Source organism: Paenibacillus sp. Soil766, assembly GCF_001428105.1.
In the GTDB taxonomy this organism is placed as follows: domain Bacteria; phylum Bacillota; class Bacilli; order Paenibacillales; family NBRC-103111; genus Paenibacillus_E.
The window spans coordinates 30973-49934 of sequence record NZ_LMSJ01000025.1 but is presented as its reverse complement, the minus strand read 5'-3'; the positions used below and the strand labels follow the sequence as shown (position 1 = coordinate 49934).

The window sequence follows — 18962 nt, the reverse complement described above, 5'->3', positions numbered from 1 at the left end:
TTGCCATGTGAGTATATATACATCATGCAACAACAACTAACCACCACCTGAAGGGGGAAATGATTATTATGGCATTCGATTATTCTTTGCTAATGGGTAAACAAGTAAGACTGGATCGCGGGGGTCCTGAATCCCGACAAGGCGAGATTGTTGCGGTGGGATTCGATTATGTGGGTATTTACAATGAGAAGGATGGACTTATTTATTACAACACAAGTCATTTGAAAAGTCTCACACTGAATACGAAAGATTCTGCGGAGTATTTGCTAACACAGGCGAATGCAGCCCCTTTGAAAATTATGGAAGCTGACAACTTTGTTGGTTTATTGAAAGGTATGAAAAACCTGTGGTGTCAAGTTAACCGTGGGGGACATGAGAGTATCCAGGGCGTTCTAGCCGATGCCACTGATGACTATATTACGATGGTTGTTAACCATGAATTAGTCACTATTTTTAACTTTCATGTTAAAAGCATGTCTTACGGCGTTAAAAAGGAAAACCAAGAGGAAAAGAAAGAACAAAAGCAGGAACAAAAGCAGGAACAAAAGCAAGATAGTAGTAACGAGAAAAAATAATCTATCTCTGAATCTTAATTGTAGGTGGGAGGAGGGGAAATATGCTGATCATTGTATTCCTAGCTAGATCGACATTATTTAAAATTCTCACCCTCCCTATCACTGTACTGAAACTTGGATCATCATCTGCCAACCCTTGTGAGGTGCAAGATCATGTTTGATATAACAACTGCGGTAATCTCTATTGTTTTTGTTACCGTTACGTTGTTGATAATTTGGAGGCCATTCGGTATTAATGAATCTATTCCAACAACCCTAGGTGCTTTGATTTTCTTGGCTCTAGGCATTGTGCCCCTTGCAGGTGTGTACCATATAGCCTCCATTGTTAGTGGGGCAAGCATAACCATTATATCAACAATTGTAATGTCAATTGTATTAGAGAGTATTGGGGTGTTTAGGTGGGCAGCTATTAATTTGGCTGTTCGGGCAAAGGGGTCCGGTCGAGCACTCTTCTGGTACATTAATATTTTATGCTTTTTAATGACGATGTTTTTTAATAATGACGGAAGCATCCTAATCACAACCCCCATCATCATCCAAACCCTATCTATTCTTAACTTAAAAACGAGGCAAAAAATCCCCTACCTCATCTCTGGAGCCTTAGTTGCAACTGGAGCAAGCGCACCTATCGGCGTCAGTAACCTAGCAAATCTGATCGCGTTAAAAACCGTCGGTTTAGATCTTAACACCTACACATCTATGATGTTTGTACCCGCCATGATGGGTATTATTACGATTACGTATTTGCTTTTTGTCTATTTTAAGCGTGAGATTCCCTTGAAGATTATCTCCTTGCAGCCCTCTTCAATAAACGCTATTGTACATGACAATTCCTCAACTTTCCACCCTCTCAGGGTAGATCCGAAGGACAAGGGATATATAGATTGGGGACTGTTTCGAATTTGCATCCTGGTCGTCATTTTGATACGTTGCAGCTTTTTCTTACTAACCCCTTTTGGGGTAGCTACGGAATGGCCAGCAATCATTGGTGCTATTGTTCTTATTATAGTTAGGTGGATGCGTAAAGGAATTGGGCCCAAAGATATTCTAGTAAAAACGCCTTGGCATATTCTTATTTTCGCTTTTAGTATCTATGTCATTATTTACGGGCTTCATAATTCAGGACTGACTGACTTTCTCGTACAATGGCTTGGTGGAGCGGTCGCCGAAAATCACTTTAATGCCATCTTTCTCATGGGGATGCTGCTTACAGCAATGTCCAATTTGTTTAACAACCTACCGTCAATTATGATTGGCACCTTATCTTTGCAAAATATGGGTTTAGACTCATTCACTATGCATACGGCTTATTTAGCAACTGTCATTGGTGCAGATATCGGCTCATTATTGTTACCGATGGGTACTCTAGCTTCATTGATATGGATGCATATTCTGAGAAAACATCATATAAGGCTTACTTGGAGCCAATATATTAAAGTGACGATTATGATCATTCCTATTGGTCTTTTTATAAGTCTTCTTAGTTTATATGTATGGACGGGCTGGTTATTTAAGTGAGAGGAGGTGACATTGATGGACCTTTTTCAGAAGAAGCTAGGAGCGGTTATTGATGTTGAATTGCTCGGTGATAAATGGCACACGGGCGTTTTGGTAGATGCAGGGCAAGATATCCTAGTTATATATAACGGGGAGCGATATGTATATATCCCTTCTTTCCATATTATGACTGTCAATATGAATACCAAAAAAAGTTCGACGGACTTCTCTGCTCTTACTGAAAAGCCAATCAATGGCGACAAAATTTCATATAGAAAAATATTAATGAATTCCAAAGGGGTCTTTTCAGAAATTTTTGTTTCAGGATTTCAACCTATACACGGTTACATTACCCACATTATGACGAATTACTTCGAATTTTATTCCCCTGTTTACAAAACGATGTTTATACCATTAAACCATTTGAAGTGGCTAATTCCATACAATGATTATCAAACGCCTTACCTTCTGGATAAAAAATTTTTCCCTGTAAATCCTTCCGATTTACCCTTATCTCGCTCTTTTGAGGAGCAACTGAAAAAGCTGGAAGGTAAAATAGTTGTTTTTGACTTGGGGAGAAGCCCTAGTAAGATCGGATTACTAAGAGAAATTGAAAATAATATTGTCCACATGATTACAGCGGAAGGCAGGACCTTTTACACAAATATTCAGCATATTAAAAGCGTCCATTCGCCAACCATGTAACTATATAATTAGGAGGTAGTGCATATGCCTGGAGGAAAAGGCCCTGGTAAACATGGCCATGAACATGGTGAACACAAGAATGAGAACGGCAATAAAGAACAAGAAGTAAAAGAAGCCAAAGGAACAGAACAGAAAGAAGAAAAAGGTAAGGATGCAGCAAAAGGACAAGGGCAAAAAGAAGAAAAGGGCAAAGGCAAGGAAGGTAAAGAGGGTAAAGAGGGCAAAGAAGGCAAAGAAGGCAAAGAAGGCAAAGAAGGTAAAGAGGTTAAAGAAGGCAAAGAAGGTAAAGAAGGCAAGGGCAAAGAGGAAAAAGGTAAGGAAGAAAAAGAAGGCAAGGGCAAAGAGGAAAAAGGTAAGGAAGATAAAGAGGGCAAGGGCAAAGGGGAAAAAGGCAAGGAAGATAAAGAGGGCAAGGGCAAAGAAGGTAAAGAAGGTAAAGGTAAAAAGTAAGATGGCTGAAATCTTTTAAGAAAACCACTCTCACTAAGAGGTGGTTTTTTACTCGTTTACTCATATGTGAAATTCATCGTATCAAATTCAGCTAGCTGCTCATAATAAACTCGCACTATCTAAAACCTACATTTCAAGGAGCGTGAAACAACATGTCAGGTCACAAACAGCAAGGACAATCCAGAAAAAATACAACCACACGAACACAGGACCAAAACAGCAATAAGGGTGGGAAATAACACTGATCGTACATGAGGAGGCTGGACTATGCTCGAAAATGTAGAAAGCAATTATGATTGCGCGAATGCGGGCGATGATTTGCACAATTTAATACAGGAACTTGAACAGTTCCAAGGCCCGGAAGAGCAGCGCAGTCGGCTTGAAAATCAGATTCAATTTATACAGAATAAATGCTCCATCACGCAGGAACATAACCCTAAGTGAAGAAAAGTCCAAGCCTACATTAGAGGCTTGGACTTTTACATTTAACCCTTCGTCATCCGATTGAGATCGGAAGTGAGCTTGTCGAGCTGAAGGAAGCTCTCTAGGATGTCGCTAATTCGGCTGTCCTGTGTCGTCATACTTGCGGACATTTCTTGGATAGATGCCATGTTCTCTTCGGTAATACCAGCAATCGTAACGATCTGGTCCGTAATTCGCGTGTACTGTTGGTGAAGATTCTCTGCGGATTGTTCTACGTGAGCGGACTGACTTTCCAAGTGGCCGGCATCGGTCGCCAATGCATGCATGACTTGTACGACCTTTTGCGCAGCATCACTGCCATTCGCTACGGATTGCTGCCCATGTAAGACCTGCGCCGCGGCTAGCGTTGTTTTCGAGCGAATATCCTCGAGAATCTGCTCGATCTGCTCGGTAGCTTGCTGCGAGGTCTCGGCCAATTTACGAATCTCGTGAGAAACAACGCCGAATCCTCTGCCGTGCTCGCCTGCACGTGCGGCTTCAATGGCTGCATTTAGCGCAAGCAGATTCGTCTGTGTCGAAATATGCTTAATCGTCGCGACGATGTCACTGATCCGCGAGTTCTGACTGTCCAGATCGTTCATCAACTGAACGGAAGAATCCATGGTCTCGTGGGCACTTTTCATTTGTGCTTCTAAGGACTCGGCCTCTTCACTTCCCACCTGAGTCAGTTGGGCGGAACTTACGGAGAGATCTCTCATCGCCGTTGACCGGTCAGCCAAGGATGTGACGGATTGCTCAATATAACGAATGGAATCACTAATATCGCTAATGCTGGACGTTTGCGTTTCCGTACTTGCAGTAATTTCTCCGAAGGCTTGGGTTACTTCTCTGGAGATTGAACCCGTTGCTGTCGCATTCTGCCTCAAATTCGAGCTGAATTGTGTAAGTGAGACGAGGGAGGAGGAGACAAGATTTACCAAATCGACCGATTTGTTTTTTTCTAGAACGGCCTGCTCCCGCTCTGAGAAGATATCTTTTTGCAATTTCTCACTGAATTTTGTAGATACGAATAAGGGCACTGCGATTAACGCAAGGTACATGTACATATTGACCATATCGTTGTCGCCGAAAATCTCCGTTTTGTAGGGGCTTAGGAAGAAGTAGGCGGTTAGAATGACTCCCATAAAGCTGGAGAATGCAATAGCACGCGAGCTGCCATACAGCGTCATAATGGCTAGATTTACGTAGACAAGGAGATAGGTTGTGAAGATGGGGCCCGTCAGTATGAGTAACCAAGTCAGTAATGTGATAATGGCGGATATGATATACATGATGTAGGTGGTAAGCCAACGTTTGTAGGTAAGAATGGTTGCCAATCCGCTAGTCAATGTGCCGACAACAAGAAGGACGATGATCGAATCCATGCCTGCTGCAGTCAGGAAATCAACGGCTATACCTAGCACCAGCATTCCCCAAATAATAGTCACAAGCAGTTTGTTGCGGCGGTGCAATGTCTCCATATAGTTCATCATCCGTCCACCTTTTCGTATAATGTTACGTTAAGATGATAACATGAAACGACAAATTTTTACATAAATTTAAATACTACTCCAACGCTTCTCGCCATTGGTTTAGCAGCTTTTCATGCTGCTGTGCAGCTAGATCAAAACGGTAAGCAGCAAGGAGATTCTCCAGCTTCACTGGCGCAAGGAGTGGATTCACAAGGATATTTGGCACTAAAGGGAAGGAAAAGGCCGTGTTCATATAATCGGTTTGAGTCTCCTTTGAGAGCATGAAATCAACAAGCTGTTTGGCTGCGGCAGGGTTGTTGCCTCCCTTTAGGATGGAGATAGCACCGATCTCCCAGCCTGCCTGGGGCGGAATAAACGAACTTATGTTATAGCCTGAGTTTTTGAAACGCAGCTGGTCGCTTAAGAAGGAGACGGCCGCTGCCAATCCACCTTCAGCTAGATGCTGTGCACTCGTGTTGCCGGCGAACGTCATGGAGGCGCTTTGCTTTTTCAACGCTTGCATGAGATCAATCGCTGCACGATCCCCGCGCTGCTGGGCAACCGATGCTAGCAGCGTGTAACCTGTCCCCGACGTCTCCGGGTCAGGAATCTCGATCTTGCCCTTGAGCTCAGGGCGGAGCAGATCCTCGTACTGCTGTGGCAGCGGCAGAGCCGCCAGCTGAGGATCCTGCTGCCAAACAGTTTGGTTCACACCAATGGCCAGTGCCCCCATGTACATTCCGGTCCAATAACCTTTCGCATCTTTGTACTTGGAGGGGATGCTGCCAGCGGATGCAGATGAGTAGCGAAGCGATTTACTCTTATTTTTGAGCTGCTCGTGTAGATCAGCAGGTCCGCCCAGTACGACGTCAATACCGGTTTTACCCAGCGTCAGCAGGTTATAGCTTGCTTCACCGCTGGACATCCGGATGATATCATACGGTTGATCTGCTTTTTCCTTGAACGTCTCGAGCAGGAATTTCCCTACATCTTCGTGGAAGATGACGATTACCTTAAGCGGTTGGTTACTTTTCTTCTCCCCTAAGACTTGAAATCCAAGGCACACACCGATACCTACTATGAGTACGAGCAAACCTTTTTTCCACATGGCGCAAACTCCTCCTGAATAGTCAAAAAAGGAAACAAAAGTTTCCCTTTTCAACCCGCTGCTATGTTATGTCCAATTAACTTAGTTTTATTAAATGAATTTTGTCATCAGCTGCACTTATCGTGACATTCCCCTGATATCTTGTCAAACCGATATCATACGCATCGACAATCCATTCTTTCATATCATCATCTAGAATGAAATACCGTTCCTTCTCGCCGAGGAACATGGACGATTTCACGAAGCCGCTCACCAAGAATTCGCCGGCATTCGTTGCATGAATACGCATGGACTCAGGTCGAATACTGAGCAGCACTTTTTCACCGGCTGTCACAGCTTCATCGATCATCACGCTTGCCGTACGTTTGTTAGTCGTACCATATTCTACTGTGGCCTTGCCATTCGCAGATTCACGTACAACGGCAGCGACGAAATTCGTTGTACCGATGAAGTCAGCGACGTAAGGCGTGCGAGGCTTGTAATATATATCATGCGGTGTGCCGTACTGATCAATCACTCCCTTGTTGAAGACAACAATGTTATCGGACATTGATAAGGCTTCAAGTTGGTCATGGGTGACATAAATGACCGTTAAACCAAGCTCTTGTTGGATGCTGCGAAGTTCCACACGTACTTCTTCACGCAGCTTCGCATCCAAATTACTTAGCGGCTCGTCGAGCAGGATGATCGGCGAGTCCATGACGAGAGCCCGTGCCATAGCTACCCGCTGTTGCTGCCCCCCAGACATCTCGTGCGGGTACCGCTTCTCAAGTCCGGTCAGTTTCACTTTAGCCATCGCGGACTTAACGCGATCCTGTATTTCCGCTTCAGGGCGCTTCTGAATATCGAGCCCGTAAGCGACATTATCGAATACTGTCATGTGCGGGAACAATGCGTATTCCTGGAATACCATCGGTGTTCCACGTTTATAGGGGGGCAGATCGTTGACAAGCCGACCATCAATCCAAATTTCACCCTCATCAACGGTATAAAAGCCTGCAATCGAACGCAACAGCGTCGTTTTTCCGCATCCACTCGGACCGAGGAATGTAATGAACTTCCCGCGTTCAATCTGTAAATTAATCTGTTTGAGAACGTAATTGCTGCCAAACACTTTACTCACATTTTTTAAATCCAACAATATGTGTGAACTCATGCTTCTCACTCCTTAGGACGTCAGTGTTACGTATAGTTAGAAATCGAATATTTTGACCTTCGAACGGAAAATGAGCTTGATCACACCAAGCGTAGCCAGCGTTGCTCCCATCAGACCGACAGCAACAGCTGCTGCCCAGTAGTATGTGCCGGTCTCTGCATAATTGAAGATGGAAACGGCGGCAACGACCCATTTGGGTGTAATAAGAAAGACAATGGTGCTTAAGGTGTTCATATTTTTCATAAAGGCATAGACAAAGTTCGCAACGAGGGTCTTTTGCAGCATAGGAAATACAATAGTTGTTAATGTGCTGCGGCTGTCTGCCCCAAGATTCGTTGCGGCTTCCTCAATTGATCTATCTACCTGCTTGAAGGAAGCGCTGAGACCACGATAGCCGACGGGCATCTGCTTAAGCAGCATGGCGACGATAATGAGAATGGCTGATCCTTGCAGCATAATCGGTCCATTGCTGAAAGCGACGATCAAGGCAAGACCAACGAACGTCCCAGGCAAAGCAATTGGCAATACGGCTGTGAAATCCAGCAATTTTTTGCCGGGAAACGGCTTGCGTACAACAACATAGGCCAACACGAGGGCGAAGCCAACAGCCAGAATAGAACTGATGAGCGATAAGACTAAGCTGTTCATGACAGCAGGGCTGGAAGGGTTAAAGACGATTTTAAACATATGATCCAGCGTAAAGGTGTTGTTCTGTCCGAAGTTTTTGGTAAAAGCGAACAGGATGGTGATTGTGAACATGGACAAGATGAAGAGCGCCATAATACTGTTGAATATGAAAAGGAAGATATCTGTCTTGCGGGAAGTCTTCACCCGGTTGAGTCCTGAAACAGGCTTTCCAGTGATGGTTGAGTAGGAGCCTTTGGACAGCAGCTTGGCTTGAATCATGAATACCAGCAGGGCAGGAATGACGAGAATGATACCCATGACGGATGCGAGTCCGGGCTCGTTATTTAAGATTTCTCCGTAGATTTCAACAGCCAAGAGAGAGTAATTGCCCCCAATCAGCTTGGGATTCCCAAAGTCGGCAAAGCAATTGATTGCGACGAGTAGAAAGGCATTAATGACGCCGGGAAGTGCTAATCTAAACGTAATGGTTCGGAACAGTTTGAAGCCGCGTGCGCCAAGGTTCTGGGCAGCGATTTCCAGGTTTGGCGAAATGGATCGAAGTACGCCTGTTATCGTCATGTAGGCTAGCGGGAAATAGGAAATCGTTTGAACGATCCAGAGGCCAGGCAGCCCATATAAGTCCAGTTCGACGTTAAACCATGCTTTCATGGTTTGTGAGACCATACCCCCTCTGCCGAATAAAAGCAGGAAGGCCAGGCCGGTCATAACAGAAGGCGCGAGAATCGGGAGAAAGGCGATAAAACGGAAAAACTTTTTCCCCACGATGTTGCTGTAATGAATGGAGTACGCATAAATAAAGCCGCAGATGGTTGCGGTTAGAGCGGATAAGGAGGAGCTGACAACTGTATGGAGCAGAGCCTTGGCATACCGACTTTTGCTGAAAAAGGTTGTCCAATCCGTTGCTCCTGGTAGCGAAATCACATAGATAAGCGGATAAATGACGAAGAGACAGAGAACAGCGAAACTGATGAGGACAAGGATCAGCGATGATGGATCTTTCATCAGTCTGCCAATCGACGAACCCATACCCTTTTTTTCTATGATCATAAGGGGTTTACGACCACCTTTCAAATTCATTGTGTAGGAGGGCATTGATCAGCATAAGGAACATACTCCAATGCCCTGTACATAGGCTCTTTTTATTTAAGATCTTTTAGCGCATCTTGCAGCTCTTTACGCTGTTCGGCAGCTTTCCACAAGCTGTAGGTCTTGTTATATTTCGTTGTTTTGATATCGATGCCACCTTTCGGGATCGGTACAGTCGGTTTCACGGAACTTGAAAACGCAGATTCGGTGTAAAGTTGTCCAGGTTCATTCGTTAACATGAAATCCATTAGTTTCTTAGCGGCTGCCGTGTTACCGCCACCTTTTATGATAGCTAATCCACCAACCTCATAGCCTGCGGCTTCAGGGACGATACTAACTATCGGGTTGCCTTGGTTTTTCAGCTTTATCTGGTCACCAAGGAAAGTAATACCGATCGTATACTCGCCTTTGGCTGCCTTCTGAATCGGCTCAGTACCGGATTTTGGTCTTTCCTTGAGATTTGGAAGAAGCTTGGCAACATACTTCAGCATCTCATCTTTCCCCCATACTTGGGCTAGCGAAGCTACCGCTGTATAGGCTGTGCCGGAAGTCGCTGGGTCGGCCATCCCAATCTCGCCCTTAAATTTCGGATCAAGGAGCTCTTGGAAGGTTTGCGGGTAAGGGGCTGCAGCGTACTTCTCTTTCCACCGCTGTTCGTTGATACCAATGGCTACGGGATTTAGATAGAATCCGGTCCAGAAGCCGTCTTTGTCCTTCATATTATCAGGAACATCTTTGGCATTCGGTGAAATGTAGGTTTCAAGTGCACCGGCAATTTTCAGTACCTCATGGGAATCAGCGGGACCGCCCATCAGGAAGTCGGCTTGCGGTTTGCCCATCTCCGTTTGTAGCCGGGTCACTGCCTCACCGGTTGGCAAACGAAGTACATCGTAGTCGATCCCCGTTTCTGCTTTGAATTTATCTAAGAGCTTACGGGCATCTTCTTCTTGGAAAATGGAGTATACCGTAATTTTACCTTTCGCTGCCCCGCCAAAAACACCGGATTTGTACAGGAAGAACCCTGCTACCAGTACGACAACAATAACTGACACGATCGTAATAGAAGTATTGCTTTTCTTTCTATCCATTTCCTCAACCATCCCCTCGATATGTTAGGAGGCATCACTTAACTTGAAATAGGCTTTATGGTTGGTTTCATCTAACAAATCGAAAACAATGAAGTAAGCGTTATCATATCGGTCGAGATGCAGCCAATGCTTTCCGTCCACGGCTTCGTCGGTCAGTTCCACGACATAGTGGCTGCTAGGCTGTTCAGCTATGAAGTCGAAATGACTGAAATCGATCAGCCTGACTGCAGTTCGTGTCTGCATCGTTAGTGCAGTCCGCTCCGCTTCGGAAAGTGCTGTAAGGAGGCCATCCTGCAAACGGAAAACTTGATGATTTCTGTTTGCAATAACGCCGCTTACCGTATCCGCTGTCAGCGTCTTATCGATGAGCATATTCTGCAGTTTCCGAATTTCAGCACTAATCTCCAGTGAATTGACCGAGTCTGTTCCGAAGCGAAAGCCGCTGGTCCCGATTTGGAAAGGGATATCCTCCTGATCCAGATAGGCAATGGAGCCTGTTAACAGCAAGCGTGAAGCGTTTGCACGCGTCTGCGGCTTGCCCCCGTTTAATATGCGGGTAAACGATGCTTTCCACGCAATCAGCTCTTTCGGATCATCAATGGAAATTGTGCCAACCCCCGGATACGTCACGTTCATCCGCATGGGAACACCGTCGAACATATCACGGCTGTTGGCTTCCTTAGGGACGATCCGTACTTCATCGACGCCGATACGAAACACATAGGCAAAAATGCCAATCAACGTACAACCAATCACGATTTGTAGTAAGATGAGACGCAACCATGAAAGCCCTTTCTTCTCCTCTTGCATGTAGATTACTCTCCTTTTATCTCAGAAAAATCATCGATTTGTATCAATTTTGTAACAAGCCTTGCGTGAGGGTTGGCTCGGTTTGGAACACCAAAATCACTTCCGTCCCCATTTTCTCGCGGCTATGTACCGTGATGTTACCGCCTTGCAGCTCCATTAATTGCTTGCAGAGAAGTAAACCAAGCCCATGGGAATGCGTCGAAACGGGACGCTTCTGATTGTGCTCCGAAGAGGCTAGGAACAGCGCGGCAGTATCTTGCTCACTTAAACCTTTGCCGTTATCCGAGATACGGACGTGGCATTGATATTCTAGCTGCTCTAGTCGAATATTCAGATGTGTGCATTCACTGTGCTTAATCGCATTTTCAATGACGTTAAACAGGACCTGCTGCGTGCGCTGGGGATCAACGTAGGCCTCACATGGCTCGGCCTGCACCGTCGTTGTGATGGAAGATTTATGCAAGGTAGGTTCAAGAATGCGCAGACTATCGGTTAGGATTGCCGCGAGATCTGCGCGCTCAAGCTGTACGCGCCAAGCTTCATCGCCTTTGAGCGATGTTTGGAGCAGCTCCTCAACCATTTGTAACAGTCGTGTGCTTTCCTTGCGGATGTAGACATTGCATGTTCGAATATCTTCGACACGCTCCATTTTGTCAATCAGATCGGAAAAACCAATGATAGAGGTTAGTGGTGTTTTGAGCTCATGGGTCACATTATCATAAAATTTCTTCTGTTTGTTTTGTTCATACTGAAGGAGCTCGATATGCTCTTGGAGTGCTTCAGACATTTGATTGAAGTCATCAGCGAGTTCCCGCACTTCGTCTTGGCTGGTGACAACAATCTTACGGCTGAAATCACCAACGGTCACTTGCTTTAGTGCTTGTTGAAGGGCGTGTAGCGGTTTCATAATAAAGAACGAGAAGGAGTAGCTCGCTAGCAATGCGATGAGCAAGCAGCCAAGCGCAACGCCAATAAACCAAGAGCGCATCTCCGATAACGTTTCTTCATGCTTATTCAGATCCAGCAGATAGCGGAATCCGCCTACAATTTTGCCCTCATAAGTGAAAGGAGAGGCATAAATAAGAATTTTGTTATTCTCACCTTCGGTAATGACGGTTGCTGATTGTCCAGCTAGTGCAGCGTCAATATCGCTTCGTTTCATCAAATCCTCTTTGTTGCCGCTATCCCCGATAATTGTCCCCTCCGGATCAAACAGCTGCACTTGAAAGTTGCTGTTAGCTGCAAGGTGGGAGGCAATTAGTGGCGCATAAGTCCCCGAAAAGAGCTGTTCAATACTAATTTTCTTATCATTCACGATTTTTAAAGCCTCAATGCGGTGTAGACCGTAATACTGGTCCAAGGTTTGGGTATCCCGCTCGATCATGCTTTTACTCAGCGTATAATTCACCACAACATACATCGAGGCAAGCAGCATGATGATCGTGATCGAGTGCTGAATGAACAGTTTGTTGCGCAGCTTCATGGTTTAAACCTCCAGTTTATAGCCCGTACCATGAACTGTGGCGAGCACGTGATCGTGGGGTTTGATTTTCTCCCGCAGACGATTCACCATCATATCGACAGACCGTGTCTGTCCGTAATATTCAAATCCCCATACTTGGTCTAGGATGTGCTCGCGGGTAAAAACTTTCTTCGGATTCTTGCACAGCAGCCAGAGAAAATCGAACTCCTTGCTCGTTGTTTTAATAGGCTTGCCAGCCATCTTGAAGGAGCGCTCATTTCTATCGATTTCAATAATGCCAATTTGAAGGACTTCAGCCCCTTGTGCTGGTGTATCTGATGTTACACGGCGCATGACAGCGCGAATCCGCATAATAAGCTCTCGTGTCTCAAAAGGCTTGGTTAAATAATCGTCGGCTCCGAGCTGAAAGCCTAGTATCTTATCATTCATCTCATTTTTGGCCGTGAGTACAATCACGGGGATTTCTTTATGGATTTGCTGGAGCGTCTTCAGCAGCTCAAACCCCGACTGATCGGGTAGCATGAGATCCAGCAGAATGAAATCGATAGGCTCTGAGGCGAGTACATCAAGACTGGATGCGACTGTGCCTGCTACGATAGGATGAAAGCCCTCCACTTCAAGGCTTAATTTGAGCAGCATTTGAATGCTAGAATCGTCTTCGATAATTAAAATATTCATAGGAAAAGTTCCTTTCCGATCGCATTTAGCCTACCTCATTCACCACTTATGAAGCATGTACCTTGTGTATCCATTCTACACAAGGAACACAACATGTAAATACGTGAATGAAATGTGGCCCCGAAAAGGAGTGGAACGCACGCCATCATGGGGAGGATGGGGGTGGAGGCAGCTAGTCCTCATACTCTCGGTGAAATTAGTCCGGAATTGCCGAACTAATCTCACTGAGTGCACTATGAATTCTTATTTAGTCCGAAATAGCCCAATTAAAACGGCCTAAACAACCCTCTCGCAAGGAAATTTGGTAGATAGTTCGGCAGAATCTGACTAATTGTCCTTTTTAACAAGGGAACCTCGTTTTAATTAGGGAATATCGGACTATCGCGGCTTCCGGGTAGATTGCAAACGCAGAGCGGTATGCGCAAAGCACGCAAAGGAGCTAAACGCATCTAAGCCGTTTAGCTCCTAAAAATTCACTTATCTAACTGTCGAGAATGAACGACTCCAATAACGCTAAGAGGGAAGCTGCACATAGAACGACGTTGCCTCATGCTGCACACTTTTGGCATAAATTTTCCCCTTATGCTGCTCAACGATGGACTTGGCAATGGCTAATCCAAGCCCGTAGCCGCCGTGCTTACGTGAGCGTGAGGGATCTGCACGGTAGAAGCGATCGAAAATCCGCTCCACATGCTCAGGCGAGATGCCTTCACCTGTATTAGTCACCGTGAGAAGTGTATCGCTATGATGCTTCTTGAAGGTGAGCGAAATAGCCCCTTTCGGTGGCGTATATTTAATCGCATTGTCCATAAGAATCATGACGACTTGCTTGATTTGCTCGCTATTGCCGTGCAAGGTTAAGTCAGGCTGGATGTCGTAGTCCAGTGTAATGTCCTTCTCGAACACGACGGCTTCCATTGTGAGAAGAACACTCTCCACAGATTCACTCACGTTGAATTCGCTGTACAAGATACCTACTCTGGAATCATCCATTTCTGTGAGATAGAGGAGATCATTGGTGAGCGTCTTCATGCGTTCCGTCTCAGATTTGATGCGATGCAGCCATTTTGATTGACTTTCGATGGTATCCTCGCTATTCGCTAAGAGAACATCCGCATTGGTATTGATGACAGCTAGTGGTGTTTTCAACTCGTGAGAAGCATCCGCAATGAATTGTTTCTGTTTCTGGAATGCTTCGCGAACTGGCGTTATGGAACGATTCGCGAAATAGCGGCTCGTAAAGAAGATGACGATCAGCATCGCCAAGCCGACGAGCGTGAATGTATAGACAAGATTCGTCAGGATCGTCTTCTGAGCTGTAACGTCGAGATAAACAACGTTATACCCAGAGGCATTCTTTTGCACGATATACGCCCATTGATTGCCATCGAGAGTAAACTGGCCGATCTCCGACTTGCTGGAGGCAGCTTCCTTAATGGCCGTTTCGTAGAATGCGGTGTCCATGTTAAAACGGGAGTTCGTCGATGTGATGTTCCACTGGTCATCCGTTTGCAGCATGAAGGTAACGGACCGCTCAGGTAACGAATCATTGTACCCCTGAGGGTCTTGCTGGCGATGCCCGCCATCAGGTCCAAGCTTCGGCATTCCCTTTTTCCCGTCAGGTTTAAGATTGAATTCAGCTACACGATGCAGCTCCATTTCAATGTCGGCCCGCACGTTCTGATAGGTAATGAAATAAATCGTAGCGAAGGATAAGAGCATAATGCAGGAAATGATTACGAGATTTACAATAAGAAATCGGTTGCGGAGCTTGTTGAACATTAGGAAGTCACCTCCTCCAGCACATATCCGACGCCTCTAAGGGTTGAGATACGGACCGCCGCGTGTAGGAAAGTTAGTTTTTTACGTAAAAAAGAAATATAAACCTCTACGTTGTTATGCTCCACCTCAGAATCGAAGCCCCACAGCTTCTCAATAATCTGTTCCTTTGAGGTTACGGCTTGCTTTCTCGTCATTAATAGCTCCAAGAGCTCGCTTTCTTTTAAAATCAACTTCAATTCCTTCCCCTTGCAGGTCAGCTTGAGATTTCCCGTATGCAATTCGATGTCCCCGAACTTTAAAGCATCCTCAGGTATCACTTCACCCTTACGCCGTAACGCGGCGCGTATCCGAGCTAGCAGCTCTTCCGTTGAGAACGGTTTGGCCACATAATCGTCGGCTCCATAATCCAATCCCTCTATTTTATCTGAAATTTCCCCCTTGGCCGTAAGCAAAATGACAGGTGTTGAGATCCCTTTGGCACGCAGAGTCTTGAGAATCGTGATCCCGTCCATCTCAGGCAACATGATGTCGAGCAATAAAAGATCATATATACCGCTTAACGCATTATCCAGCCCGGACTGTCCATCGTGAACAACGTCAACGGAGTAATGGTGTTTTTTTAAAATTTGAGTTAAAGCTTCAGCTAAATGTACTTCATCTTCCACGATTAGAATTCTCATGGTCGTTTCCTCCTCAGTGCCTTCTAGGTGCTCTCAATTGGCATGGCTCATTATAAGCCTGTGAACCTTTAATCAACTTTAATGAATACTCCCGCCACTTAACTTTAGCTAAAGCTAAGGTTGAAGTGGGGGTTTCAAGTGTATCAACCTTACTTATTTCAGGATGCTTAACACCAGTGGAGTTGACACATTGATGGTCTTTGGACCATCCAACCCCTCTATCCCATTTGCTTCCTTGGCGGATGCTCTTGGGAATACTTTTCGCATAATGTTGGCTGCGCCATTGACATCGGCATGAATCAAACCCTTCGCACTCTCATACAGTCCGCGATGAATCCGTTTCCCCGAGAACGTCCATGTACCCTCTTCGTCATAAAGCGGCAATGGATCATGATCCAAGAAACTGGCTTTCGAGGTGTAGGCTTCTTCTGTCAGGATGACGGCTATTCCCTGTTCAGCCGCTTTATATTGAAGCATCGAAAGGAGAAGCTGATGAGGGATATGACAAAAGGACTGATTATTTCGCCGCCCGATATCAGATGATTGCTTCCATCCGTTGTTATGCCCGATGACGATTGTGCCGATGTTTTGCTCCACAGCCAGCTTAATGATATGATAACTCGCCTTGTGGAACAAGTCTTTGAGCCTACGATGGCGCTTCAAATGCAATCTTTCTAAACGGTGGGAAGTATGTACGCCTTTTTGCGGCTGCTTACCTTGACGAAGAATACCTGTATAACGAGCCCTCATTTTGTTGTAATACTGATTGATGGCTTTCACTACCTTGCCCTTCACCAAAACCGGTTTGGATCCGGTCGAGGTGACAATGGTTGCAAGATTATCGACGCCGAGGTCTATCGCTAGTACATGTTCCTTATCCAATTCTCTCTCTTCAATCCGACATGCAAAGACCATTTCCACCACGTATTGTCCAAATCCTGGAACAACACGCACCTGCATCAACTGTCCATCGGTATAACCTAGCTTTCCGATGTTAAGCTGCAATCGCGTTTTCGGAAACTTAAGATACTTTCGTTCTTTGATCACACAATCCTGATTCGTGAAAACCACTTCTTTAGCTTGACTGCGAGCGTAGCCCGGAATACGTGGCTTTCCGCTGTACTTCTCCGGATGGTTACGATAGTCCTGGATACTGGTGAAGAAGGACTTCCAGTTCTGAAACACAACCCGCATGACCCCTTGACTGCTCTGTGTGGGTAGCGTTCGATAGTCGACTTGCCCCATCACTTTGAATAAGGCGTCCAAAAAGCGGTAATTAACAAAAGGACTCTCCTGCGATGGTAATTGAAACGGACGGGAACGATTTTTCTCCCTCAATCGTTTATTCATGGCGTCGATGTGCGTCTGAAGTAGGTTCATCACTTGTTGCTGTAATGGCTGTAGCGGTTGATTCTGCCCAAAAGCGGTAAACACTTGTCTGATATAAAAGTTGGTCGTGTTGTAGAGGTTCTTGGCATCCTGACACACCTGCTCCAGGTAAGGATACAACCGATGTCCAGGTTTAATACATACTTGATAGGTTCTGTAAACTGACTTTGGCTTTGACATGACTTCACCTCTAGTCTATTTAGCAAACAGGAACAAATGTTCTGTAGTTATTTTAACGCATATGAATGGGAATAGAAAGAACATTTAGGGGGGAATTGGGAAGTCGCCGATGACACCTCGTCACTTGTAGAAGTGGGAGTCCTCACGGCGGAATTGATAGATGGATTTACGAAAAAAACAACTTTCATTTCGCATTTAAGTTTCACTAAAGGTTCGGGGGCTAAGATACAGTCATGGAAGCGGCGAGCAACACGCAAGCTGAACAAGAAGGAGGCGCATCACAATGGCGATTGAAGTATTTAATCGATATGAAAATAAGTATTTGATGGATACGAAAGCCTTTTATACGATCTATAATCGACTGCTCGAATATATGGAAATGGACGCTTACAACAAGAATGAACAATTCTATTCGATCAGTAATATCTACTTTGATACCGAACATGATTCATTAATTCGAAATTCGCTGGCGAAGCCGAAATACCGAGAGAAGCTGCGGATAAGAGCTTATGGGGTACCAAATGCAGATGCGAAGGTCTATCTAGAGCTGAAGAAGAAAGTGTTCGGCCTGGTGAATAAAAGAAGAACAGCGCTGAAGCTGAATGAGTCGTATGACTTTGTACGAACGGGGCTTGAGCCGGAATTGCAACCATATATGAACAAGCAAGTGATCCAAGAGATTAAATATTTCTTAGGCCGTTATGATCTGGAGCCGAAGGTATATCTGGCATATGACCGGATTGCGATGTTTTGCAAAAACAACCGAGATTTGCGGATCACCTTCGACACGAATATCCGTTCCAGACGGTACGATCTCAAGCTCGAAAGCGGCGATCATGGAGAGCAGTTGATGGGCCGCGGGCAATGGCTGATGGAAGTGAAGGCGGAGAAAACGATCCCGCTTTGGCTATCGAAGATGCTGTCGGAGCATGACATGTTTCGAACGAGCTTCTCGAAGTACGGCAACGAATATAAGAAGATGCGAAATGAACAACTTACAGGGGAGAGGATTCAATTATGATCGATTCTATTTTTGCACAAGTCACAGCAGGCACAGAATTAACGCTAATGAATGCTTTATTAACTATTATTACGGCCATTGTACTAGGCGCCTTGATCAGCGTTACTTATATGAAAACACAAACCAACTACACACAAAGCTTCACGTTAACCATGATTGTTCTGCCTGTCATCGTAGCCATTATTATTCTATTAATCGGTAGCAACATTGCTAGAGCGTTCAGTCTTGCAGGGGCATTCTCCATCATTCGATTCCGAAGCGCTCCTGGAGATCCGAAGGATATTGCGTTCGTCTTGTTCACGATGGCGGCAGGTCTTGCCTGCGGTGTTGGTTCGTTTGGTTATGCAGTACTTTTCACGATTATCCTGTGCGTATTGATGTTTGTTCTGAAAGTGACGAATTTTGGTGCTAAGAAGGCCGCACAGAAGCTGTTGAAAGTGACGATTCCCGAGAGTCTGGGATATGAAGAAGCGTTTGATGAAGTTTTCAAAATGTTCGATATTGCCTATGAATTGAAAAAAGTACGTACAACCGAGTTAGGCAGTTTATATGAGTTAGTTTACGTCGTGACGATTGATCATTTGACGAGTCAAAAAGAGTTCCTAGACGCCATTAGATGCAGAAATGGGAACTTAGATATCACATTAACGATGAGCCCTACAGCGGCTGAATTTTAAAAATAATGCAATAGA

18 protein-coding genes are annotated in these 18962 nt (G+C 45.2%); 7 read left to right on the top strand and 11 right to left on the bottom strand.

What is annotated here, in order from left to right:
* Window positions 1-68 precede the first annotated feature (68 nt).
* The 5 genes from ASG89_RS20150 to ASG89_RS35155 all read left to right on the top strand — a co-directional run bounded on the left by ASG89_RS20150 (window position 69) and on the right by ASG89_RS35155 (window position 3671).
* Complete coding sequence (locus ASG89_RS20150) at window positions 69-575, top strand: hypothetical protein (RefSeq protein ID WP_057312874.1); 507 nt, start codon at window positions 69-71, stop codon at window positions 573-575.
* Window positions 576-728: 153 nt separating this feature from the next.
* A complete protein-coding gene (locus ASG89_RS20145; protein WP_057312873.1) occupies window positions 729-2093 on the top strand; it encodes an arsenic transporter in 1365 nt (454 codons plus the stop codon).
* A 15-nt stretch (window positions 2094-2108) separates the two neighbouring features.
* The gene (locus ASG89_RS20140; protein ID WP_057312872.1) at window positions 2109-2777 is read left to right on the top strand and encodes a hypothetical protein; all 669 of its coding nucleotides are present in this window, start codon (window positions 2109-2111) and stop codon (window positions 2775-2777) included.
* A 24-nt stretch (window positions 2778-2801) separates the two neighbouring features.
* Window positions 2802-3227, top strand: a complete 426-nt coding sequence (locus ASG89_RS36515; protein ID WP_057312871.1) for a hypothetical protein — start codon at window positions 2802-2804, stop codon at window positions 3225-3227.
* 267 nt (window positions 3228-3494) lie between these two features.
* Entirely contained in the window at window positions 3495-3671 is a 177-nt protein-coding gene (locus tag ASG89_RS35155; protein ID WP_063868037.1) for a hypothetical protein, read from the top strand.
* Between the two features lie 41 nt (window positions 3672-3712).
* Here the strand turns inward: ASG89_RS35155 and ASG89_RS20130 are convergent, their stop codons facing one another.
* From ASG89_RS20130 to ASG89_RS20080, 11 genes are all read right to left on the bottom strand, one after another.
* Window positions 3713-5182, bottom strand: coding sequence for a methyl-accepting chemotaxis protein (locus ASG89_RS20130; protein WP_235549840.1), 1470 nt, complete (start codon window positions 5180-5182; stop codon window positions 3713-3715).
* A 73-nt stretch (window positions 5183-5255) separates the two neighbouring features.
* Entirely contained in the window at window positions 5256-6269 is a 1014-nt protein-coding gene (locus ASG89_RS20125; RefSeq protein ID WP_057312869.1) for an extracellular solute-binding protein, read from the bottom strand.
* 76 nt (window positions 6270-6345) lie between these two features.
* Entirely contained in the window at window positions 6346-7425 is a 1080-nt protein-coding gene (locus ASG89_RS20120) for an ABC transporter ATP-binding protein (protein ID WP_057312868.1), read from the bottom strand.
* Between the two features lie 36 nt (window positions 7426-7461).
* Complete coding sequence (locus ASG89_RS20115; RefSeq protein ID WP_057312867.1) at window positions 7462-9120, bottom strand: ABC transporter permease; 1659 nt, start codon at window positions 9118-9120, stop codon at window positions 7462-7464.
* 92 nt (window positions 9121-9212) lie between these two features.
* The gene (locus tag ASG89_RS20110) at window positions 9213-10247 is read right to left on the bottom strand and encodes an ABC transporter substrate-binding protein (RefSeq protein ID WP_057312866.1); all 1035 of its coding nucleotides are present in this window, start codon (window positions 10245-10247) and stop codon (window positions 9213-9215) included.
* Window positions 10248-10271: 24 nt separating this feature from the next.
* Window positions 10272-11057 (bottom strand): DUF3919 family protein, encoded by a 786-nt coding sequence (locus ASG89_RS20105; RefSeq protein WP_057312865.1) that lies wholly within the window; start codon window positions 11055-11057, stop codon window positions 10272-10274.
* 43 nt (window positions 11058-11100) lie between these two features.
* Window positions 11101-12540 (bottom strand): sensor histidine kinase, encoded by a 1440-nt coding sequence (locus tag ASG89_RS20100; RefSeq protein WP_057312864.1) that lies wholly within the window; start codon window positions 12538-12540, stop codon window positions 11101-11103.
* A 3-nt stretch (window positions 12541-12543) separates the two neighbouring features.
* Entirely contained in the window at window positions 12544-13218 is a 675-nt protein-coding gene (locus ASG89_RS20095) for a response regulator transcription factor (RefSeq protein ID WP_057312863.1), read from the bottom strand.
* A 513-nt stretch (window positions 13219-13731) separates the two neighbouring features.
* Complete coding sequence (locus ASG89_RS20090; RefSeq protein ID WP_057312862.1) at window positions 13732-15000, bottom strand: sensor histidine kinase; 1269 nt, start codon at window positions 14998-15000, stop codon at window positions 13732-13734.
* Window positions 15000-15680, bottom strand: a complete 681-nt coding sequence (locus ASG89_RS20085; RefSeq protein ID WP_057312861.1) for a response regulator transcription factor — start codon at window positions 15678-15680, stop codon at window positions 15000-15002. The genes ASG89_RS20090 and ASG89_RS20085 overlap by 1 nt, the downstream gene beginning before the upstream one ends.
* Before the next feature lie 153 nt (window positions 15681-15833).
* Window positions 15834-17249 carry an RNA-guided endonuclease InsQ/TnpB family protein gene (locus ASG89_RS20080; protein WP_057312860.1) on the bottom strand — a complete coding sequence of 472 codons (1416 nt, stop codon included), beginning with the start codon at window positions 17247-17249 and terminating at the stop codon, window positions 15834-15836.
* A gap of 283 nt (window positions 17250-17532) precedes the next feature.
* Here ASG89_RS20080 and ASG89_RS20075 point away from each other — a divergent pair, with 283 nt between their 5' ends.
* A complete protein-coding gene (locus ASG89_RS20075) occupies window positions 17533-18270 on the top strand; it encodes a polyphosphate polymerase domain-containing protein (RefSeq protein WP_057312859.1) in 738 nt (245 codons plus the stop codon).
* A complete protein-coding gene (locus tag ASG89_RS20070; protein WP_057312858.1) occupies window positions 18267-18947 on the top strand; it encodes a DUF4956 domain-containing protein in 681 nt (226 codons plus the stop codon). The genes ASG89_RS20075 and ASG89_RS20070 overlap by 4 nt, the downstream gene beginning before the upstream one ends.
* Window positions 18948-18962: the final 15 nt, after the last annotated feature.